The 20,381-nt window shown below is 67.5% G+C and carries 25 protein-coding genes; 16 read left to right on the top strand and 9 right to left on the bottom strand.

All coding sequences use genetic code 11. The annotated features are described in order from the left end of the window. Position 1 precedes the first annotated feature (1 nt). The 9 genes from C5B96_RS05985 to C5B96_RS05945 all read left to right on the top strand — a co-directional run bounded on the left by C5B96_RS05985 (position 2) and on the right by C5B96_RS05945 (position 9,758). Positions 2-1,102, top strand: coding sequence for an ABC transporter ATP-binding protein (locus C5B96_RS05985; RefSeq protein WP_104243910.1), 1,101 nt, complete (start codon positions 2-4; stop codon positions 1,100-1,102). Further along, on the top strand, positions 1,099-1,890 hold the full coding sequence (locus C5B96_RS05980; RefSeq protein WP_104243908.1) for an ABC transporter permease: 792 nt from the start codon (positions 1,099-1,101) through the stop codon (positions 1,888-1,890). The genes C5B96_RS05985 and C5B96_RS05980 overlap by 4 nt, the downstream gene beginning before the upstream one ends. A gap of 61 nt (positions 1,891-1,951) precedes the next feature. Further along, on the top strand, positions 1,952-2,893 hold the full coding sequence (locus C5B96_RS05975) for a glycine betaine ABC transporter substrate-binding protein (protein ID WP_104243906.1): 942 nt from the start codon (positions 1,952-1,954) through the stop codon (positions 2,891-2,893). Further along, on the top strand, positions 2,893-3,411 hold the full coding sequence (gene fae / locus C5B96_RS05970) for a formaldehyde-activating enzyme (protein ID WP_104243904.1): 519 nt from the start codon (positions 2,893-2,895) through the stop codon (positions 3,409-3,411). Before C5B96_RS05975 ends, fae begins: the two co-directional genes overlap by 1 nt. Beyond that, complete coding sequence (locus tag C5B96_RS05965; protein ID WP_104243902.1) at positions 3,408-4,511, top strand: mandelate racemase/muconate lactonizing enzyme family protein; 1,104 nt, start codon at positions 3,408-3,410, stop codon at positions 4,509-4,511. Before fae ends, C5B96_RS05965 begins: the two co-directional genes overlap by 4 nt. A gap of 64 nt (positions 4,512-4,575) precedes the next feature. After that, complete coding sequence (locus tag C5B96_RS05960; protein ID WP_104243900.1) at positions 4,576-6,075, top strand: aldehyde dehydrogenase; 1,500 nt, start codon at positions 4,576-4,578, stop codon at positions 6,073-6,075. 46 nt (positions 6,076-6,121) lie between these two features. Beyond that, on the top strand, positions 6,122-7,051 hold the full coding sequence (locus C5B96_RS05955; RefSeq protein WP_104243898.1) for an NAD(P)-dependent oxidoreductase: 930 nt from the start codon (positions 6,122-6,124) through the stop codon (positions 7,049-7,051). After that, positions 7,048-8,235, top strand: a complete 1,188-nt coding sequence (locus C5B96_RS05950; RefSeq protein WP_104243896.1) for an iron-containing alcohol dehydrogenase family protein — start codon at positions 7,048-7,050, stop codon at positions 8,233-8,235. The genes C5B96_RS05955 and C5B96_RS05950 overlap by 4 nt, the downstream gene beginning before the upstream one ends. A gap of 26 nt (positions 8,236-8,261) precedes the next feature. Continuing rightward, the gene (locus C5B96_RS05945) at positions 8,262-9,758 is read left to right on the top strand and encodes an NAD-dependent succinate-semialdehyde dehydrogenase (protein WP_104244052.1); all 1,497 of its coding nucleotides are present in this window, start codon (positions 8,262-8,264) and stop codon (positions 9,756-9,758) included. A gap of 114 nt (positions 9,759-9,872) precedes the next feature. On the opposite strand, the gene C5B96_RS05940 is transcribed toward C5B96_RS05945, so the two are convergent. After that, positions 9,873-10,763 carry a helix-turn-helix transcriptional regulator gene (locus C5B96_RS05940; RefSeq protein WP_104243894.1) on the bottom strand — a complete coding sequence of 297 codons (891 nt, stop codon included), beginning with the start codon at positions 10,761-10,763 and terminating at the stop codon, positions 9,873-9,875. A gap of 168 nt (positions 10,764-10,931) precedes the next feature. Here C5B96_RS05940 and C5B96_RS17780 point away from each other — a divergent pair, with 168 nt between their 5' ends. The 4 genes from C5B96_RS17780 to C5B96_RS05925 are packed head-to-tail and all read left to right on the top strand — an operon-like array spanning position 10,932 to position 12,786. Continuing rightward, complete coding sequence (locus tag C5B96_RS17780) at positions 10,932-11,129, top strand: NAD(P)-binding domain-containing protein (RefSeq protein WP_233189030.1); 198 nt, start codon at positions 10,932-10,934, stop codon at positions 11,127-11,129. Next, the gene (locus C5B96_RS17775) at positions 11,126-11,395 is read left to right on the top strand and encodes a hypothetical protein (protein WP_233189029.1); all 270 of its coding nucleotides are present in this window, start codon (positions 11,126-11,128) and stop codon (positions 11,393-11,395) included. Before C5B96_RS17780 ends, C5B96_RS17775 begins: the two co-directional genes overlap by 4 nt. Before the next feature lie 38 nt (positions 11,396-11,433). Further along, positions 11,434-11,760: a carboxymuconolactone decarboxylase family protein gene (locus tag C5B96_RS05930; protein WP_104243892.1), complete on the top strand. Its 327-nt coding sequence runs from the start codon at positions 11,434-11,436 to the stop codon at positions 11,758-11,760. 39 nt (positions 11,761-11,799) lie between these two features. Continuing rightward, a complete protein-coding gene (locus C5B96_RS05925; RefSeq protein WP_104243890.1) occupies positions 11,800-12,786 on the top strand; it encodes an aldo/keto reductase in 987 nt (328 codons plus the stop codon). Positions 12,787-12,851: 65 nt separating this feature from the next. On the opposite strand, the gene C5B96_RS05920 is transcribed toward C5B96_RS05925, so the two are convergent. Continuing rightward, a complete protein-coding gene (locus tag C5B96_RS05920; protein WP_104243888.1) occupies positions 12,852-13,631 on the bottom strand; it encodes an SDR family oxidoreductase in 780 nt (259 codons plus the stop codon). A 224-nt stretch (positions 13,632-13,855) separates the two neighbouring features. On the opposite strand from C5B96_RS05920, the gene C5B96_RS05915 reads away from it, so the two are divergent. Continuing rightward, entirely contained in the window at positions 13,856-14,713 is an 858-nt protein-coding gene (locus C5B96_RS05915; RefSeq protein WP_146078093.1) for a hypothetical protein, read from the top strand. 44 nt (positions 14,714-14,757) lie between these two features. Here C5B96_RS05915 and C5B96_RS05910 read toward each other — a convergent pair whose 3' ends face one another. Both C5B96_RS05910 and C5B96_RS05905 read right to left on the bottom strand, forming a co-directional pair. After that, complete coding sequence (locus C5B96_RS05910; RefSeq protein ID WP_104243884.1) at positions 14,758-15,705, bottom strand: NAD(P)/FAD-dependent oxidoreductase; 948 nt, start codon at positions 15,703-15,705, stop codon at positions 14,758-14,760. Continuing rightward, positions 15,702-16,655, bottom strand: a complete 954-nt coding sequence (locus C5B96_RS05905; RefSeq protein WP_104243882.1) for a trans-aconitate 2-methyltransferase — start codon at positions 16,653-16,655, stop codon at positions 15,702-15,704. Before C5B96_RS05905 ends, C5B96_RS05910 begins: the two co-directional genes overlap by 4 nt. Positions 16,656-16,702: 47 nt before the next feature. On the opposite strand from C5B96_RS05905, the gene C5B96_RS05900 reads away from it, so the two are divergent. After that, complete coding sequence (locus C5B96_RS05900; RefSeq protein WP_104243880.1) at positions 16,703-17,272, top strand: helix-turn-helix domain-containing protein; 570 nt, start codon at positions 16,703-16,705, stop codon at positions 17,270-17,272. Here the strand turns inward: C5B96_RS05900 and C5B96_RS18090 are convergent. Both C5B96_RS18090 and C5B96_RS05890 read right to left on the bottom strand, forming a co-directional pair. After that, entirely contained in the window at positions 17,217-17,642 is a 426-nt protein-coding gene (locus C5B96_RS18090; protein WP_199176562.1) for a leucine zipper domain-containing protein, read from the bottom strand. The genes C5B96_RS05900 and C5B96_RS18090 overlap by 56 nt on opposite strands. Then, positions 17,639-18,160, bottom strand: coding sequence for a hypothetical protein (locus C5B96_RS05890; protein ID WP_104243878.1), 522 nt, complete (start codon positions 18,158-18,160; stop codon positions 17,639-17,641). Before C5B96_RS05890 ends, C5B96_RS18090 begins: the two co-directional genes overlap by 4 nt. A 64-nt stretch (positions 18,161-18,224) precedes the next feature. Here C5B96_RS05890 and C5B96_RS05885 point away from each other — a divergent pair, with 64 nt between their 5' ends. Beyond that, on the top strand, positions 18,225-18,659 hold the full coding sequence (locus C5B96_RS05885; RefSeq protein ID WP_104243876.1) for a MarR family transcriptional regulator: 435 nt from the start codon (positions 18,225-18,227) through the stop codon (positions 18,657-18,659). A 6-nt stretch (positions 18,660-18,665) separates the two neighbouring features. On the opposite strand, the gene C5B96_RS05880 is transcribed toward C5B96_RS05885, so the two are convergent. From C5B96_RS05880 to C5B96_RS05870, 3 genes are read right to left on the bottom strand one after another with little or no spacing between them, the layout of a single operon-like run. After that, the gene (locus C5B96_RS05880; protein ID WP_104243874.1) at positions 18,666-18,992 is read right to left on the bottom strand and encodes a hypothetical protein; all 327 of its coding nucleotides are present in this window, start codon (positions 18,990-18,992) and stop codon (positions 18,666-18,668) included. Between the two features lie 48 nt (positions 18,993-19,040). Further along, the gene (locus C5B96_RS05875) at positions 19,041-19,565 is read right to left on the bottom strand and encodes a cupin domain-containing protein (protein WP_104243872.1); all 525 of its coding nucleotides are present in this window, start codon (positions 19,563-19,565) and stop codon (positions 19,041-19,043) included. Beyond that, positions 19,562-20,344, bottom strand: coding sequence for a GNAT family N-acetyltransferase (locus C5B96_RS05870; protein ID WP_158507119.1), 783 nt, complete (start codon positions 20,342-20,344; stop codon positions 19,562-19,564). Before C5B96_RS05870 ends, C5B96_RS05875 begins: the two co-directional genes overlap by 4 nt. Positions 20,345-20,381 lie beyond the last annotated feature (37 nt).

Genomic DNA, 20,381 nt, shown 5'->3' with positions numbered 1-20,381 from the left:
CATGACCGACCCCACAACGGACACCGGCGGCTCGCGCATTCTCGGCGGCCGCCCCTCCGAAGCGACGATCCGCACGACGACCACCATCACCACGGTGAAGAACACCAGCGGTGCGCACATCGAGCTGAAGAACGTCAACAAGGTCTACGGCGACCAGGCCGTTGCGGCGGTGGAGAACTTCTCCATGAACGTGAACCCCGGTGAACTCGTCATGTTCGTCGGTCCCTCCGGTTGCGGCAAGACCACGACGATGAAGATGATCAACCGCATCATCGAACCCACCTCTGGCTCGATCACCGTCGACGGACGCGAAGTTCTCTCCCTCGACCCCAACGAACTCCGCAGGCACATCGGCTATGTCATCCAGCAGATCGGGCTCTTTCCGCACATGACGATCGCCGAGAACATCTCGGTGGTTCCGAAGCTGCTCGGCTGGTCGAAGGAGAAGACGAAGAACCGCGTCGACGAGCTGCTCTCCGTCGTGCAACTCGACCCCCGAACGTTCGCCGGCCGGTACCCGAAGCAGCTCTCCGGCGGCCAGCAGCAGCGCGTCGGCGTCGCCCGGGCGCTGGCAGCAGATCCGCCCGTGATGCTGATGGACGAACCGTTCGGGGCGACGGATCCGATCACCCGGGAGAAGCTGCAGGTCGAATTCCTCCGCCTGCAGGAGACGATCGGCAAGACGATCATCTTCGTCACCCACGACTTCGACGAGGCCGTGCGCCTCGGCGACAGGATCGCCGTGCTGAGCGACCGCTCGAAGATCGAACAGTTCGACACCCCTGCCAACATTCTGCGCGCACCGGCGAACGACTACGTCGCCTCGTTCATCGGCCACGGTGCAGCCCTGAAGCGACTCGCCCTCATCCCGTTGCACGATGCCCTTCTCGGGCGAGCAGCCGACGCCCGGGGGACCGCCTCCGTTGTCGAGACCGATTCGCTCCGCGACGCTCTCGACCTTCTCGTGCTGACCGGGCTGCCGGCGATCGCGGTGACCGATGCGGCTGGCCGCACTGTCGCATCCGTCTCTGTCGAGCAGATCTCCGCCGAACTCGGTGAAGACAGCGGCGGGCTCCCCGAACGGTCCGAGGCCCGGTCATGACCTTCGAAGCGGTCATCGAACGCGACGTCTCCGTCGCACCGGCCGAGCTGGGGGTTCGGCGAACGAGATTCTGGACACTGAGGCGTGTTGTGACACCGATCGTGATCGTGGTCGTGCTGCTGGTGCTCTATCTCTGGATCCAGACGCTGACCATCGACTCGATCATGGCCCGCACACTGAACGCCGACTACATTCTGCTCCGCACCCGCGAACACCTGGTTCTCACCTTCGTCGCCTCAGCGCTCGTCGCGGTGCTGGCCATTCCTTCCGGCATCATCGCGAGCCGCACCCGGTCGAGGCTCCTGCGCGGAACGATCCTGACCATCGCGAACATCGGGCAGGCGACACCGGCCATCGGGTTCATCATCCTGCTCGCGATCATCTGGCAGATCGGGTTCCAGACCGCCCTGATCGCTCTTGTCGCCTACTCCTTCCTTCCCGTGCTCCGCAACACGATGGTCGGGCTGGCACAGATCGATCCGAACGTGACGGAGTCAGCGCGCGGAATGGGAATGACACCGGGTCAGGTGCTGATGCGCATCGAACTCCCGCTCGCCGTACCCGTCATCCTCGCCGGGCTGCGCACCTCGCTGGTGTTCTGCGTGGGCGTCGCAACGGTCGCGACATTCATCGATGCCGGCGGACTCGGCGACATGATCGTCAACGGGCTGAAGCTGCAGCGCTTCCCCGTTCTCATCGCCGGGGCCGTCATCGTCTCCTGCATAGCCCTCCTCATCGACTGGCTCGCCAGCATCGCTGAAGATCTCCTGCGCCCCAAGGGCGTCTGACCTCCACCAGCACGCTCACCAGCATCCTCACCACAGCACCCCACCACACAGAAAGAGCACCATGAACACCAAACGAACCACCGCCCTGCTGGCCGTCCTGGCCGCCGGCGCCCTCGCACTCACCGCCTGCTCCGGCGGAAGCACTGCGGCTTCCTCCAGCAAGGGTGACGAACTCGCCGGGCTCTCGGGAGACATCGGGGCCAAGGACTTCTCGGAGCAGTACATTCTCGCCAACATCACCAGCGAGCTGTTCAACGCCCACGGCGCAGACACCAAGGCCAACACGAGCGTCGTCGGATCTGCGAACGTTCGCGCGGCCCTGGTGAGCGACCAGTTCCTCGGCTACTGGGAGTACAGCGGCACAGCCTGGATCACGTACAACAACAACACCGCCCCGGTGAAGGGTACGGAAGCCCAGTTCGATGCGACGAAGAAGGCTGACGCTGCGAACGGCATCGCCTGGCTGGACCCGGCTCCCCTCAACAACACCTACGCGTTCGCCATCCGCTCCGACAAGGCCAAGGAGCTCGGGGTCACGAAGCTCAGCGACATCGCCAAGCTCCCCATCGCCGAGCAGACCTTCTGTATCGAGAGCGAGTTCTCCACCCGTGACGACGGCTGGCCGGGTGTGAAGAAGGCCTACGGCCTCGAATCGGTTCCCGACTCGAACGTCGCCCTTCTCGACACCGGCGTCATCTACACGACCACCCAGAAGGGCGACACCTGCAACTTCGGCGAGGTCTTCCAGACCGACGGCCGCATCCCGGCGCTCGGCCTCACGGTGATGGAGGACGATCAGTCGTTCTTCCCCGTCTACCAGGGTGCTTTCACCGTCAAGCAGACGACCCTCGACAAGTACCCGGGGATGGCCGACGTGGTAGCACTCGTCGCGGGCAAACTCACCACCGAGGAAATGCAGACCCTCAACGCCAAGGCCGACGTCGACGGAGACGATCCCGCGGACATCGCGCACGACTGGCTCACCGAACAGGGCCTCATCTGATGACCGGAAACCTCGCCATAGGGGAGAGCTTCATCGGCGACGGCGTGAATGCCGCCCACGTGAACACCGTGTTCGGCGACCGCGAGGGCCCAGCCGGAACGGCGTGGGCGACGGCCCTCGCGACGCCCTCGGCCGGTCATGTGCCCTTCGTCACCGTGCTGCGGCCCTCACTGCCCGTCAAGCCGCTCACTCTCTTCGTCACGAAGTCCGCGCCCGCTTCCGACGAGCACGGTCTGCTCATCTGGGGGCCGGCTCAGGCCGGGATCGCCGCGGGAGTCGCTGACGCCCTCGCAGACGGAGTCGTCTCCGAGGCACAGGCCGACAGTCACGTGATCATCGCCGCCGTCTGGGTGAACCCCGCGGCAGACGACGCCGAACAGGTCTACGAGAACAACCGACTCTCGGTGCGCACTGCCCTGGAGAACGGCACCCGATTGCTCCCGGCCACAGCCGACATCGTCGCTGCTCGCGACAGTGCGTCGAACCCGTTCTACACACCGAAGGCCAGAACCACATGAAGATCACCGAGATCCGTCTCACGCGGATGGTATTGCCGCTGGTGCCTGCGTTCAACGCAGCCTGGGACCCTGAACCGCGTCGGCAGTTCCCCGCCACCCTCGTCGAGGTGTTCACCGACGAGGGTGTCACCGGGGTCGGCTCCGGCGACACGATGGACGGCTTCGACGCGTACCGCGACCTGTTCATCGGCACCGATCCGTTGCAGATCCTCAATCAGGTGAGGCGCATCGAGACGATCAACTTCCACGGAGGCCGATACTGGCCCCTCGAAGCGGCACTGTGGGACATTATCGGCAAGGTCGCCAACCTCCCCGTCAGCGTGTTGTTCGGGGGCGCCCGCGACAGGCTGCCCGCCTACGCCTCCTCGGGGGAGCTGAAGGCACCCCAGGCGCGGGCCGAATCCGCGCTGGCAGCCCGGGAACTCGGGTTCCGGGCCATGAAGATCCGCATCTCCCGTACCGCTCTGGCCGATGGTGTCGAAACCGTCCGCCGTACCCGTGAAGCAGTGGGGGAGGAGTTCGACCTCATGGTCGACCTCAACCAGATGTGGCGCATGTCCGGTGATATCGACGCCGCCCTGCCGCTGGCCCGGGTGCAACGCGTGGCAGCGGAACTCATCGACCTCGGTGTGCTGTGGCTCGAAGAGCCGCTGCCCCAGGTCGATGTCACCGGAGCCCAGCGTGTGCGCGCTCAGACCGGCATCCAGATCGCGGGCGGGGAGATGGTGCGTTCGCTGCCGGAGATCATGGCACTGATCGAAGAGGATGCCTTCGACATCTACCAGCCTGACGTCGCGCTCGCTGTCGGAATGCACCGCGCACGCCAGGTGGCCGAATCGGCGAACCTCAGGCACAGGGCCTTCACCCCGCACACCTGGAGCAACGGTCTCGGCCTGCTCGCGAATCTCCATGTCGCGGCCGGGGTGGACGCCGGCCCCTACCTCGAATTCCCCTTCGACCCGCCCGGCTGGACCCCGGAACGTCGCGACTTCTTCATGGAACCGCTGATGATCGACGCCAGCGGCGACCTCGTCGTGCCCACGACGCCCGGCCTCGGCGCCGTTCTCGACCGCGACGCCGTCACCCGCCACACCGTCTGACCACGCACCGACCCGGCCTTCACAACCGGCTGGCCCGTTCTGAGGGCCGAGAGAGAGAAAGAACATGACCGATTGGATCGCGGCCGCAGCCGCCCTGCGACCCGAGACCCGCCTCTTCATCGACGGCGCATTCACGCCCGCCGCTGACGGAGCCACCTTCGACACGATCGCCCCTCGCGATGGCAGCCTCTTCGCCGAGGTGAGCGCGGCCGGCGACGAAGACATCGACAGAGCGGTGCGTGGTGCCGCCACGGCGTTCGAAAGCGGAGTGTGGTCGAGGGCAGACCGGCGCACCCGGCAACGCGTGCTCCTTCGCCTCTCGGAGCTGATGCTGGAGAACCTCGACGAACTGGCACTCCTGGAGTCGATCGACTCCGGACACCCGATCGGCGACTCCCGGAACGTCGATGTGCCGAACGCCGCACGCACGATCCGCTGGTACGCCGAAGCGCTCGACAAGATCTACGACGAGATCGCACCGACGCCCGAGAGCGCCCTCGCCCTGGTGACCCGTGAACCGCTCGGGGTCGTCGCCGCCGTCGTACCGTGGAACTACCCGCTGATCATCACCGCGTGGAAGATCGCACCCGCTCTCGCGGCCGGCAACTCCGTCGTGCTGAAGCCTGCCGAGCTCACCAGCCTCTCCGCCCTGAAGCTCGCAGGACTGGCAGCTGAAGCGGGACTGCCTGCCGGGGTGCTGCAGGTCGTACCCGGCATCGGCCGAGTCGCCGGCCAGGCTCTCGGTCGGCACCCCCGTGTCGACAAGATCGCCTTCACCGGCTCTCCGGCCGTCGGCCGCGGCTTCCTGACCTACGCCGGCGAGTCGAACGGCAAACAGGTGTCCCTCGAACTCGGCGGCAAATCCGCTCAGCTCGTACTCGCCGACGTCGAAGACCTCGACGCCTGCGCATCCGCCGTCGCCTGGGGCATCTTCTACAACGCTGGACAGACCTGCCACGGTGGCAGTCGGCTCGTCGTCGACGCCCGGGTGCACGACGAGCTCGTCGAGAAGGTGATCGCGGTGGGCGCCTCGCTCGTTCTCGGTGACCCGCTCGACGAATCGACCCAGATCGGAACCATCGCCAGCGCGGTACAGCTCGAGCGGGTGCTGTCGTACACCGCAGTGGCCCAGAGCGAAGGGGTGACCGTCTCCGGTGGGGAACGGATCCGGCCGACCGGCCTGGCTGAGGGCTATTACGTCGAGCCGACGGTCTTCGACCATGTCGACAACACCGGCCGTATCGGCCAGGAGGAGATCTTCGGCCCCGCCCTCTCTGTGACGACCGTCGACGGACCAGAAGAAGGTGTTCGCGTGGCGAACGAGAGCGCGTATGGGCTCGCCGCGAGCGTCTGGACATCGGATCTGCGCACCGCCCACCGCGTGGCCAGGGACCTCCGCGCCGGAACAGTCTGGGTCAACACCTTCGACGTGGCCGATGTGATCACACCGTTCGGCGGCGTCAAACAGTCCGGCTCGGGCCGCGACCGATCCCTGCACGCCTTCGATTCCTACACCTCCCTCAAGACCACGTGGATCGACCTCGGCCGAGGCTCCCGGTACTGACGCCCATCCGCATCGCACAGCGCTGCAGCACAGAGAAGTGAGAGAAATGACCAACCAATCGCCGACCACTGTCGGCTTCATCGGGCTCGGCAACATGGGCTCCGGTATGACCCGCAACCTGCAGAAGGCAGGCTTCCCCCTGGTCGTCAATGACATCCGGCGCGAAGCTGCGGCGGAACTCCTCGCCGGCGGCGCGACCTGGGCGCAGACGCCCGCCGAGGTGGCCGTGAGCAGCGACGTCGTCATCACGATGCTGCCCACTCCGAGGCACGTCGATGCCGTCGTCAACGGAAGCGCGGGCATCCTCGCCGGCATCGCCGACGGCGGCACCTGGATCGACATGTCCACCTCGGTGCCTGACGTCGCGAACCGCGTGCGTGCAGAACACGCAGCGCGGGGTCTCCACATCCTCGACGCCCCGGTCTCCGGAATGTCCGTGGGCGCCTCAACCGGAATGCTCCAGATCTTCGTCGGCGGTGACGCGCACGACGTCGAACGTCTCCGTCCGGTGCTCGAGGCGATGGGCGACCCCGACCGCATCCTGCACGTCGGCCCTGCGGGCACGGGATACGCCGTGAAGCTGATGATCAACCAGCTCTGGTTCTCCCACCTCGTGGCGACGGCGGAGGTACTCGCAATCGGTGTCAGAGCCGGCGTCGACCTCGAAGTGCTCCGGCTCTCGCTGGCAGCGAGCCCGGCCACAAGCAACGTCGTCGAGAACGACATCCTCGGCATCCTCGACCACGGCGACTACGACGAAGGTTTTGCCATCGCGTTGGCGTGCAAAGACCTCGGCCTGTCCATCGACCTCGCACGGTCGGTCGGCGTACCCGCCGAACTCTCCGGTCTCGTCGAACAGATCTACCGCAGGGCGAAGGCGCAGTACGGCGACCTTGCCGGCGAGATGACGCCGGTACGCCTCTACGAAGACCTCATCGGCCAACAACTCCGACGCACGGCGGGGGTACCGGCATGAGCATCCTCCCTCCCCAGAGCGTCGCGCTCAGTGAGATGACCCTCGATCTCGACCCGAAGCCGTTCGCCCACTTCGGCCGAGGCCGCGTCACGGAGGTCGGTCGCGTGACCACGGCCACCGGAGCCGCCACCGCCATGATCGTCACAGACGCGTTCCTCGCGGCCTCCCCGGTCGTCGCGGCGGTTCGCGCGTCGCTCGAGGCCGCCGGCGTGGCGGTCACGGTCTACGGCGGTGTGACACCGAACCCGACGACCACCTGCGTCGACGAAGGCAGTGACCTCGCCCGGGACAGGCATGTCGACGCACTCGTCGCTGTCGGCGGTGGCTCCTCGATGGATGCAGCGAAGGGAATCGCGCTCGGCGCCGTCAACCCGAACCGCGGAATCGACCTCGACTACCGCAACGACTTCCCGAATGCAGCACTGCCGATCGTCGCTGTTCCGACGACGTCGGGAACGGGTGCCGAGGTCAACGCCTTCGGTGTCGTCACCGACGTCATCGGGCACCGCAAGTTCTACGTCGGCTCGAACAGCGCGCTCGCACGAGCCGCTGTACTCGACCCCGACCTCACCGTCGGGCTTCCCCCGCGGGCGACAGCCGCCACGGGAATGGATGCCCTGACGCACGCCCTCGAGTCGTACCTCTCGCGGCAGCCGAATCCCTACAGTGACGGGATCGCCCTCCAGGTCATCTCGACGGTGGCCGAATACCTTCCTCGGGCGGTCGAAGACGGCGCGGACATCGAAGCGCGTTCGCAGCTGCTCCTGGCCTCCCACATCGCCGGGGTCGGTTTCTCCCACACCGGACTCGGTCTCGTGCACGGCATCGCGCATCCACTCGGCGGCCGGTTCGACATCCCGCACGGACTCGCTCTCTGCATCGTGATCGAGGAGGTGTTGCGCTTCAACCTTCCGGTGCGCGAGGAACGCCTCGCCCGCGTCGCCTTCGCTCTCGGAATCGGTGACAGCCGGGCCTCCGTCACCGAGAACGCCGAGGCGGCCGTCACCGCGGTCGCCGACCTGGCGGCGCAGGTCGGAATGACCGCGACGCTGACGTCGTTCGGCGTCTCGCGCGGCGACCTCGAGTCGCTGGCCGCCGACACCCTCGCCGACGCCGTGACCATCAACAACCCCCGCGACCCCGAACCCGGTGACATCGTCACCATCCTGGAGGCAGCCCTGTGAGCACCATCACGCCGACCCGAACCCCGCTGACGCCCGAGAACGGCCAGCCGACCCCCGCCGACGAGAAGCGCCTGGTCGGCTCCGTGCCCACGGGCCTCTTCATCGGCGGGCACTGGCGTGCGGCGAGCGATGCGGGCACCTTCGACGTGCACGACCCGTCCACCGGGCTCGTGCTCGCTTCCGTCTCGAACGCGACGGTCGCCGATGGCGCAGCCGCACTGGATGCCGCTGCCGAGGCCCAACGTTCATGGGGCCGTACGGCTCCCCGTGAACGCGCAGAGATCCTGCGCCGCGCGTTCGACATCGTCTCCGCCCGCGCTGAGGACTTTGCCCTGCTGATGACCCTCGAGATGGGAAAACCGCTCGCAGAGTCCCGGGGCGAAGTCGCCTACGGAGCCGAATTCCTCCGCTGGTTCTCCGAGGAGACGGCGCGCATAGCCGGCCGGTTCGCCGTAGCGCCCGACGGCCGGAGCAGGCTCCTCGTCACCAAACGCCCCGTCGGTCCCAGCCTGTTCATCACGCCGTGGAACTTTCCTCTCGCCATGGCGACCCGGAAGATCGCCCCGGCGATCGCCGCCGGCTGCACTATGGTGCTCAAACCTGCCGCCCTCACACCGCTCACCGCGTTGCTGTTCGCCGAGGTGCTCTCTGAGGCGGGGCTGCCGGATGGCGTGCTGAACGTCATCCAGACAACCCGAGCCGGTGCCGTGACGGGGCCGCTGATCACCGACTCCCGCCTCAGAAAGCTCTCCTTCACCGGATCGACCGCGATCGGCCAGCGGCTCATCGCCGACTCGGCGCACCAGGTGCTCCGTGTCTCGATGGAACTCGGGGGGAACGCGCCGTTGCTGGTCTTCGACGACGCCGACCTCGACAAGGCCGTCGACGGCGCAATGCTCGCCAAGATGAGGAACTGTGGCGAGGCGTGCACCGCAGCCAACCGAATTCTGGTGCAGTCGGGCATCGCGTCAGAATTCACCAGCCGCCTCGTTATGCGGATGGCGGAACACACCGTGGCCCGCGGAACCGAGCCGACGTCGAAGACCGGCCCGCTCGTCGATGAGGCGACCAGGCAGAAGGTGCATGAGCTCGTGACATCCGCCGTGCAGGCGGGTGCGACACTGGCCTCCGGAGGGAACGTCGTTCCGGGAGCCGGCTACTTCTACGAGCCGACCGTGCTCACCGACGTGCCAGCCGACGCGCGCATCCTGCACGAGGAGATCTTCGGGCCCGTCGCCCCCATCGTCACCTTCACCGACGAGGAGGAGGCCATCCGGCTGGCCAACGACACCGAGTACGGCCTCGTCGCCTATGCCTTCACCCGTGACCTGAACCGAGGTCTTCGCCTTGCAGAAGAGCTCGACGTCGGAATGCTCGGGCTCAACACGGGCATCGTCTCCAACCCGGCCGCCCCGTTCGGTGGCGTCAAGCAGTCCGGCACGGGGCGCGAAGGCGGCATCGAGGGCATCGAGGAGTACCTCGAGACCCGCTACGTCGGTATCGCCGACCCGTACGCCCCGTGAGGATTGTTGGATGCACGCCGACCGCAACCGCCCTCACCGCATGCGCTGAAAGATCGGGAGGATTCGAGCAGATCGAATCGAACCTGCTTCCAGACCGACGCGTGTGCGGCCTCGTCAGCGGGAGGAGCCCACGTGTGCCGTCGGCAACGGCACGTCGGTCTGCGTGAGCGCCCAGCTCGCCAGCAGGCGCAGTTTCTCTTCGCTGGCCGACCCGCGGGCGGCGTTGTAGATCGTCAGGGTGAGGCCCGGGTCGGCGGGCAGGTCCAGGGCGTTGTAGATGAGGTCGAGCTCCCCGACGGCGGGGTGCACGAATGTCTTCGCCCCGGAATGGTGCAGGCTGACGGCGTGCGCGGCCCAGCGGGTGCGGAACTCGTCGCTGCGGGTCGAGAGTTCACCCACGAGGTCGGAGAGGTTCCGGTCGTAGGGGTTCCGGCCGGCTTCGGTGCGAAGGATCGCGACGTTGTCGTTCGCGGCCCGATCCCAGTCCCGGTAGAACGCGCGAGCAGCGGGGTCGAGGAAGATGAACCGGGAGTGGTTCACCGGCCGCGCCGGGTTCACGAACATCGGCGAGTAGAGCGCGTGGCAGAGCAGGTTGCCGGCGACGAAGTCCATCCGGGCGTTCCTGACGAACGCGGGCGCCGCGGTGATGGAGTCGAGCATGAGCTGGATGCTGTCGCGGAGCGTGGGCTGCGCATGGCGCTTCTTCGGGCCTCGCCCGCCGGCGTTCGCGGCGCGGGAGAGGTCGAAGAGGTGCGCTGTTTCGGCGTCGTCGAGGTGCAGGGCTGAGGCGACGGCGTTGAGAACGCTGTCGGAGACGCCGGCGAGGTTGCCGCGCTCGAGGCGGGTGTAGTAGTCGGTCGAGACGCCGGCGAGCATTGCGACTTCCTCGCGGCGGAGCCCCGGTACCCGGCGTTTGCCGCCGTAGAGAGGCACGCCGGCCTGCTCCGGGGTGATCCGTGCCCGCCTGGCGGTCAGGAACGCCTGGATGTCGTCGCGGTTGTGCATGCCGCAACGCTACGCCCGGTGCACCGGCCGGTGAGAGGGTCTGGCATAACCGGGATGACCCTGCCCTCTCAACCCTCCTCCGCGAGGGAGTCGACTGGTCATCGTGGGGTGATCGCACACCGGATGCGAACCCTCCCGATTCGACCGCAACGAGAAAGAAGTCCCATCATGAAGATCGCTGTTCTGGGAACCGGCATGGTCGGCCGTGCCCTCGCAGGCCGCCTCGCCGAACTCGGCCACGATGTCGCGGTGGGCACGCGTGACGTCGCCGACACCCGCCGCGCTGCGGACTACGCGGCGCTGCGGACTACGCCGCGTGGCAGAGCGAGCAGGTCCAGGCCGCGTTTCCCGACGCCCGCGTCGTGAAGTCGCTGCACACCGTCTACTACGAAGTCATGATCGACCCCCACCGTGTACCGGGCGAGCACTCCCTCTTCGTTGCCGGAAACGATTCGGCCGCGAAGAATACGGTCACCGGCATCCTGGAACAGTTCGGCTGGTCGGCTGGATCCATCATCGACCTGGGAGACATCACTGCGGCCCGGGCGACGGAGATGTACTCACGGCTGTTCTTCGCCCTGTACGCGCAATTCGGCAGCTTCGACTTCAACATCAACGTCGTGCGTGCCTGAGCCAGACCCACCAACCACATCGACAAAGGAGACAGACCATGACTGACCAGCCCAGGCAGGTCGGCGGAGGACGCCGCATGTTCGGAGAGTTCGCCCCGAAGCTCGCCGCCCTCACCGACGACGTGCTCTTCGAAGACGTCTGGAACCGCCCCGAACTCTCCGCCCGCGACCGCAGCCTCATCACTGTGGCCGTGCTCGCAGCCGGTGGCGACACCGCCCAGCTGGAGTTCCACCTCGGTCGCGCCGTCGAGAACGGCGTCACGAAAGACGAACTGATCGAAGCGCTCACCCATGTCACCCTCTACGCCGGCTGGCCGAAAGGCATGGGCGCGATGGGCGTTGCGAAGAAAGTGTTCTCCGAATGAACACCCCACCCAAAACCTTCTGAACGAAAGGAGAGAACGATGCACACCCGCACACTCGGACAGGGCCTCGAGGTCTCAGCCATCGGCTTGGGCTGCATGGGAATGTCGCAGGGCTACGGGCCGAACCCCGGCAGCCGTGATGAGATGATCGGCGTCATCCGCGCGGCCGTCGACCGGCAGATCACCTTCTTCGACACTGCCGAGGTCTACGGCCCCTACGTCAACGAAGAACTCGTCGGCGAGGCACTGCAACCGGTGCGAGACGAGGTGGTCATCGCGACCAAGTTCGGCTGGAACATCCGGGACGGGAAATCTGTCGGCCTGAACAGCCGGCCCGAGCAGATCAGGCGTGTCGCCGAGGCGTCCCTCCGCCGCCTTCGCACCGACACGATCGACCTCTTCTACCAGCACCGTGTCGACCCCGACGTGCCGATCGAAGATGTCGCCGGGGCGGTCGGCGAGCTCATCCGAGAAGGGATGGTTCGCCACTTCGGCCTCTCTGAACCCTCCGCCGCCACCATCCGCACGGCCCACGCTGTGTTCCCCGTCACCGCCGTGCAGAGCGAGTACTCTCTCTGGACGCGCGATCCGGAGGCCGAGGTGCTGCCGACCCTGGCCGAGCTCGGTATCGGGTTCGTTCCGTTCAGTCCCCTCGGCAAGGGTTTCTTCACCGGTACCGTCGACGCATCGGCTCCCTTTTCTGACGGCGACGTGCGCGGCACGATCCCGCGGTTCGAGGCCGAGAACCGCGCTGCGAACACAGCCCTGGTCGACCACGTGAAGCAGCTCGCCGACAGCCGGGGCGTGACCTCTGCCCAGATCGCTCTGGCCTGGCTTCTCGCGCAGCAGCGCTGGATCGTGCCCATCCCCGGCACCCGCCGCACCGAACGGCTCGACGAGAACGCCGGTGCCGCGCGGGCCGCCCTCTCGGCCGACGATGTCGCAGACCTCGACGCCCTCGCGGCACGCCTCGGCGTTCACGGGGCCCGGTACAACGAGCAGCACATGGCGTACGTCGGCCGGTGACGTGATGGCCGAGTCGAGAAGGTCAGGCCGGACGTGCCCTCACGCACCACCCCGGGCGCGCGGCGTCACCAGGTCGAGTCACCGCGGATGACGGCATCCGACCCGCCGTCGACGAAGACGACCTGCCCGCAGAGGTGCGAGTTCTCCTCGCTGACGAGCCAGGCCAGGAGGCGGGCGGGCACGATCGCTTCGGCGAAGCCGTTCAGCGGCATGGGGACACCGGCACGAATCTGCTCACGGCCTTCCTCGGTCTCGAGCAGGGGAGCGGTCATCGGCGTGACGATGACGCCCGGTGCGATGGCGTTGAGCGGGATGCCGGCACCCGCCCACTCTGCGGTCGGCGCGGAGCGCCGTATCCACTTCGCGAACGCCTTCTTTGTCGATGAGTAGATCAGCGAGCCCGTCGAATCGTCTGCGGCGAGGATCTCGGCGCGGGCGAGGGCGGCGGCCTCGTCTCCCTCGGTCAGTGCGGTGACGAGCTCGTCGTCGACCGGATGGAGGCTCGCCATCGAGGCGACGCCGGCGGCGCGCGGGGCCGTCGACCCGGCCAGCAGCGGGCGAAGCCCTTCGAGGGTGGCGACCATGCCGAAGAAGTTGACGGCGACGGTCGCGGGAATCGGGTGGGCGAGCCCGGCGATCGCCAGAACGCCGTCGATGGTTCCGCCTGTCTTCTCCCGCACCTGCTCCACGAGCGAGGCGCGGCCGTCGGCGGTGGTGAGATCGACGGTGATGTCGGTGTCACGCAGGTCGACGCCGATGACCGTCTCACCCCGGCTCTTCAACAATTCGGCAGTCGCCTTGCCGATTCCGGATGCTGCACCCGTGACCACGTATGTTCTCGCCATCTCAACTCCTTTGTCAGAGAAACGTTTCCCAAGGAAAGTATCACTCTGCGAAGTACGCCTGCTGTGGACCCTCGGTTCGCTTGGGCCGTCTCGCCAGCCCGGCCATCGCCCGTCCGGCCTCTCGGCCGGGCTGGATGCGTGTCAGGCGCAGCGGTGCGTCCGGAAGCGGACATGTCCGCAAGAGGAGCTTGCCGAGACCGGTCGTGGCCGAGAGAGTGTTCGTGATGACTACTCACGAAACGCCTGGCGCGTCTGCATTCCGGCCGAGCAGGCGCACCGTGCTGGGGGCCGCATGGTCGGCACCGGTCGTCGCGCTGGCCGTCGGCGCCCCGCTCGCGGCCGCCAGCCCGGGGCCCGTCACCGCACAGCTGGCGTGGCTCAGCCCTCCGGGTGTGCAGAAGGAGTCGTCGCTGCTTCTTCTGACGCTCCAGCCGGCGTCGGCGGGGTCTCCCGTCATCCGCGGAACCGGAACGCTCACGCTCACGGTGCTGGAGTCCTTCGCCTTCGCGCCGGCGAAAGAGGTTCTCACCCCCGCGGGGTGGACGGTCATCAACGATTTCGGTCGAACCATCACGGTGCTGGCGCCGGAGGGGACGACCGCCGGCTCGAAAGGTTTCAACGTCAGTTGGGGTGAGTTGTCGGGCAACTGGACCGTCGTCGCCACCTGGACCGAGAGCGACGCGTCGGGATCGGTGACGGCCACCATCGAAGTCGGCCCGCGCGGCTTTCCCGCGCTCGATTGGACGACGAACCCCGCGACCTTCGGCGGCAGTTCCACTCTGCGGCTGAGAGTGCCCGCCGACTGTTACGCGATCGGGTACCCGGCTCTGGTGGCGGTGGGGCAGGAGTTGCCGGCCGACTCCGTGATGACCCTTCCCGCCGGCTGGACGGTCTCCGACCTGACCCTCCAGGGCGGCAAGGTCTTCGAGGGCCCCTCTGTCGTCGCGGGCTCCTTCGACTTCGACTTCACCTTCGGTCAGGGTTCAGCGCCGCTGTCGATCTCGCCGACGTGGATCTCGCCGCAGGCCCCCGGCACGACACCCATCTTTCCGCACGAACCGCTTCAGCTGACAGCCGACTGAGCCGCACCGGGGGCGCCGCGTGCGGCCTGCCGACCAGCCAGCCGTCACCCTGCACGCCGACGCTCCACCGCCCGCGCGAGGTCTCGTGCGGCCAGGTCGCCGTGCACGGCGGCTCCCGCCACGACACCCGCGGCGGAGGAGGCGACGACCATCGCCGTGAGATCGGCCGCATTGCCCGCCGCCCACACGCCGGGCACGGAGGTCTGGCCCCGTGGGTCGGCCTCGATGCGGAGCCCGAACGGTGTCGCCGCGGGTTGCCCGCCTAGCGCCGCGAACAGTTCCGAGCGGGCCGTGAAGACCGGGGCGACGACGACGGCGTCGACGGGGAAGCTCCGACCGCCCTCGATCTCGACGGCTCGAACAGCAGTGCCGTCGACCACCAGGCGCTTCACCGGCGGGGTGACGACCGGCACTCCGAGGGCAGCGAGCTGCTCCCACTGCTCGTCGGTGGGTTCCGGGGCCTCGTGCAGGAACAGCGTGACGTCGTCGCTGAGCTGGCGGAACAGAATCACCTGGTGCAGGGTGTTCTCGTTCCGACCGATCACGGCGATGCGCTTCTCGCGCACCTCCCAGCCGTGGCAGAACGGGCAGTGCAGCACGCTCCGCCCCCAGGCCGCTTCGACACCCGGGATGTCGGGCAGGTCGTCGACGAGGCCGGTCGCGATCACGACGCGGCGTGCGGCGATGTGCACCCTGCCGTCATCCACCTCGATGACGAAGTCGTCGATCGCACCGGATGCTCCCGTCGCGACCCCGGGCAGCATACGGGCCCCGTAGGCGGTCGCCTCCGCGCGCCCCCGCGCCAGAAGCTCGGCGGGCGCGACGCCCTCCTGACCGAGAACGTTGTGGGCCCCGGCCGCCCTCTCGTTGCGCGGATGTGCGGCGTCGACCACGATGACGCTCCGCCGGGATCGGGCTAGCGCGATCGCGGCGGCCAGCCCTGCGGCGCCGCCGCCGATCACGACGACATCGGCCTGCATCTGTTCGCTCATCGGTCGACTCCGGTGGCCGTGGTCGCAGCGGTGGTTGCTGCGGTGGTCGCCGTGGCGGTCGCGGGCTTCACCGCCACCCAGAACACCCGTGGCGAGCTGTAGTCGAGCCGGGCGCCGCCCGACGAGACGGAGTCGATCGCCGCATCGATCGCGGCCAGGTCGTCGGCGTCGAGGTGGCTGGCGTCGATGTCGGCAGGGTCAAGGTCACCGGCGAGCAGGTGCCTCGTGCGGGCCATCTGCAGTTCGAGGAATCGTGCGCCCTCCACCGTCTGGGATGACACGTCGACCGACGTATCGTGCCGGTCGACGGGGTCGAAGCCTGCGGCTGTCAGCGCTTCCGTCCAGTCGGCGGTGACAGGGTAGCCGCGGCCTGCGAGAGCGGCCACCAGGCGCTGGCCCACGCCGTCGCGGCCCGTTCCGAGATCGGCGGGGCGGTAGGCAGTCGCCCCGGTGAACTCGCTCACCACGGCGACCCCGCCCGGTTGCAGCATCGCGAACAGCTGCTGCAACACCCGCGCGGGGCTGCTGGTGTGGTGAAGCGACAGTGCCGCCCAGGCGAGGTCGACGTGCCCGGATACGACTGCCGTCCAGTCGTCGTCGAGGTCGACGAGGTGCGTCTCGACCCGGGCTGCCAGCTGTGAAGGAGAGGAGGATGCTCGCACCCGCTCGAGCATGCGAGCCGAAGCATCGAGGGCCAGCACCCGGGCTTCGGGAAAACGGGTCGCCAGGGCGACGGTTCCCGTTCCGGTGCCGGCGCCGAGATCCACGATGACGCGTGGTTGCCGACCCAGCGCGAGAGCGGCGGCATCCAAAGCGCTCTGAACGAACGGAGCGGCGTGAACAGCGTCGAGGTCGAGGAGTTCGGCCAGGTCGAGGTCGTTCTCGGGCGCTGGACCGTGGCCCCGATGCGCGCGGTGGAGGTGAGGGGGAGCCGGTGTGTTCGAGGTCATAGCTCAACGTTAGGCATCCAGTGCCGAAAGCGCATACGATATTGCGTATGACGCAAGACGCTCTCGACGACATCGTGCGGCAGCGCATCCGGAGCCTGCGGAGTGCCCGAGGCTGGACTCTCGACACCCTCGCCGCCCGCTGCTACCTCTCGGCATCGACGCTCAGCCGCATCGAGACGGGCCACCGGCGCATCGCCCTCGACCAGCTCGTACCCATCGCTGCAGCGCTCGGCACGACCCTCGACCAGCTCGTGGAGCCCGAGGGTGATGACGATGTCGTGATCCGGCCCGAGCCGGAATCGCGCCCCGGTTCGACGACCTGGCTGCTCTCCCGCGAGCGCGACCGCCGGGGCGTCACCGTCGCCAAGATGCGGATCACGCCCGACCGCGACACGGGCGAGCCGGGCGTGCACCCCGGCTACGAGTGGTTCACGGTGCTGAGCGGCACCATCCGGCTCCGCCTGGGGGAGCGCACCATTCTGGTTCGCGAGGGGCAGGCGGCCGAGTTTCCCACGATGACGCCGCACTCGATCCACGCGCACGAACACCCCGCCGAGATTCTCACCATCTTCGATCACGACGGCGAGAGAGCCCACCTGCCCGGCCACCGCCGCTGAGCCGTCTGGCCAGGTGTTGTTCCCCGGTAGGTTGCGAACGAGCGAGGCTGGGACGGCACCGTTGATTCCTGTGGCGTATCCGTGACCATCTCGCTTGGTGTTGCGTGAACCCTTCTGCCGTCTGAGGATGCGGTGTCCACCGCCAGCAAGAATGCGGCTGAGCTTCTTGATGTCGGGGCGACGACAGGGGTTTCGAGGGTCTGTCGGTGAGCGGAAGACCAGGCCGGTAGCGCGAGGCCCACTTCGATGCGGTCGATGGTGAGCATGGGAATCGTTCGGCGGCGCGACGGACGCCCCATCCTCGATTGACGATCAGGTCGGCCAGCTGACACCGGCCTTCGGAGGTAAGCGGCGCATTCGCGTGCGTCACGATGCGTTGCCCACAACGTCCCGGGACTTCGTGGTGAGAAGCGCTTCAGCGCGTTTTCGCACGACGAGAATTGCGGCAAGCCGGTTCGCCCCGAACGACAGCAGGATCAGTCCAGTGGCTTCCGCCAGGTTCGCTCCGAGCACGGATGCTAGGGAGAACGAACCGAGCCGGATCGCGATGAAGAGTGCCCACAACCAGATGCCGCCGGGGCTGAGCTTGTACTGGAGGTGCGCATTGGCGGTCCGGAATTGAGTGACAAAGCCCATGACGGTTCCGGTCACTGTGACCAGGACGAGTTCACCGATGATGATCCAATCCGCCGCCACCCAACCAAAGCCGCCCCACAGTTCAATGCCGAGGTAGACGAGCCCCGCCGAGATGATCACGACGGGCAGTCGCAGCATCCGATGCAGCTGCGTCGAGCGCCAGATGAATTGGCGGACGATGAGGACGATAATCCCCGCCGCGATGATGACGTCGTCCAGGATGTGGTTCGCCGTTTCCCAGTCCGCTTGCATGGATCCGCTCCATTTCAATCACTTGTGATGGATTCCAATCTATCACTGGTGATTGAATGAACGCATGCGCGCATCAGAACTCCACCGTCTCGCCCGCACGCTCCGAGAGATCGCGCTGGAGGCCACCGGAAACGTTGGCGCGGACCGCGTCAACGCAGGCCAGCTCGCCGTTTTCGAAGACGTCGCGCGGCACCCCGGAGCATCAATCCGAGACGTCACCGTCCGAACCGGGCTGGCGCAGAGCCTTGTTTCGCGAATCGTTCACGCCGCCGCCGCCGCCGGGGCGCTAATCGTCACGACCGACGAACGGGACCGCCGCAAGGTCCAGGTCGAGCTCAGCGACACCGCGCGCACAGCGATCCTTCAGCGAGCCGACGAACCGCTCGAATCAGCGCTCATCATCTACACGCCTACTCTGACCGATCAGGAGCGCACCATGCTTCAACGGCACCTGGCCGCCGCCGCTGAACTCCTCTCCAGAGGCGACCGAGCGATCTGACGAGCATCAGCTGCCGCCGAAGAGCGGGGTCGTGTTCGCTTCTTTGACCGCGACGAGCAGCCCGCCGGCGGCTACGGCGAACCAGCCCGTGGCGCGAGTGGCGAAGGACCGCGCGACGCCCAGTGCTGGTGAGCCGCTCCGTCGAAAACGCCTCCGCTGCACGACGTACATCACGGGCGGAACCAGCCACAGGGCTCGGTCGCGCCGCTTTCGGTCAGGCCAGGCGGGACCCGAACGCGCGACCTCCCAGAGTTCGAGCGAGCCCTGGAACAGCGGCCCGCCGAAGAGCAACCAGGCTCCGACCGTGCCAGCCCAAACCGCGAAGGTGTCCATCCCCTGATTAAGCCATAGACCGTGGGTCCGGGGCGGCGGGGGTGACGATCAGGCGCTGCGGATGGTCGGGGGCGGGCCGACGATCTCGATTCCGTAGCGGGCGGCGATCCTGGTGAGCTCTTCGGGCGACGGCATCGGGGCGTCGGTGGGCGCGTGCAGGGCTGCTTCGCCGCGGTCGGCGGTGGCCGGTGTGCCCGCTTCGAGAACGAATTTGTCGAACCCCGACGGGGTTTGCAGGGTGAGGAACTTCGCTGTGGCGCTGGAGACCACGAACCCGTGGGTCACCCCGCGGGGGAGGAAGAGCGCCGACCCCGCCTCGGCGGAGCTGACGACGTCGGCGCTGGTCAGCTCGATCCGGCCGTCGAGCACGACGAAGGTCTCATCATCCCGCAGGTGAACGTGCATCGGGCTGCCGTACCCCCGCTCGCCTTCGTGCTGGAGCACGGCGAGCGAATCATCGGTGTCCGGACCCCCCAGGCGCTCGGTGAGGAGGGCGCCGAGGAACCAGACGGCGCGTTGCACGTCGGGGTCTTTCGTGAGGGCCTTCTTCGGGGTGTGCGGTTCGGTGCTCATTCTGTTCCTCCGTGTGTTGGTGACGGGTGTGTGGGTGACCGGTGTGGGGGTGACGGGTGTGTGGGTGACGGGTGTATGGGTGATGACGGTGTGGGCGATCGATCAGTGGTGCGGGTGAGGTATTCGGCTGCGCGTGTGCAGACTTCGACGAACCCGAATCGCCGGTACATCTGCCGCGCCGGGTTGTCGGTCTCGACGAAGAGAAAGGCGTTCTGCCCGTCGAAACCGGCGCACTCCACCAGTGCGTCGACCAGCATGCGGGCATACCCTCGCCCCCGGAACTCCGGGTCGGTCGCGACGCAGCAGATCTCCCGCCAGCCGGGGAGCGAGAACCGGAGCCCCGCCATCGCCACGAGTCGCTCGTCGTGATAGCACCCCAGGTATTCCGCGATCGCTGTGGAACCGCTCGCGAAGGTGTGGATGCCGCAGACCTCCAGCAGTCGCTGCATCTCCGAGGTGTTCTCCGCGCCGAGAATCCGTACCGGCCCGACCGGGGGAACGGAGGCACGATCGCCGCGCCCCGCGCTCATCGTGGTCAGCTCGAACGGTCCTTCCGACACCCAGCCGACCGGCTCGAAATCGCCGGTGCGCTCGATCAGGGCGGCGTCGACGAGGTGCGCCAGATCCGCCCAGGCCGGTGGATGATCGTGCCGCAGCGCCGCGAACGGGCCGAGGTGCGGCGGGTAGGAGTACGCCTCCCCGTGGTGGAGCGCCACGCCCGCGTGGTCGGTGCGAAGAGCACTGAGAACCGGATTCGCCGGCAGGTTCTTTGGGGTCACGGTCGCTCCGACCGCGGCGGCTCGTCTGCGCGCCTGC

Origin of the sequence: Subtercola sp. Z020 (genome assembly GCF_002931235.1) — a bacterium.
Classification (GTDB): Bacteria; Actinomycetota; Actinomycetes; order Actinomycetales; family Microbacteriaceae; genus Subtercola.
The sequence above is the reverse complement of the archived record's forward strand: the minus strand, read 5'-3'. Positions and strand labels throughout refer to the sequence as shown.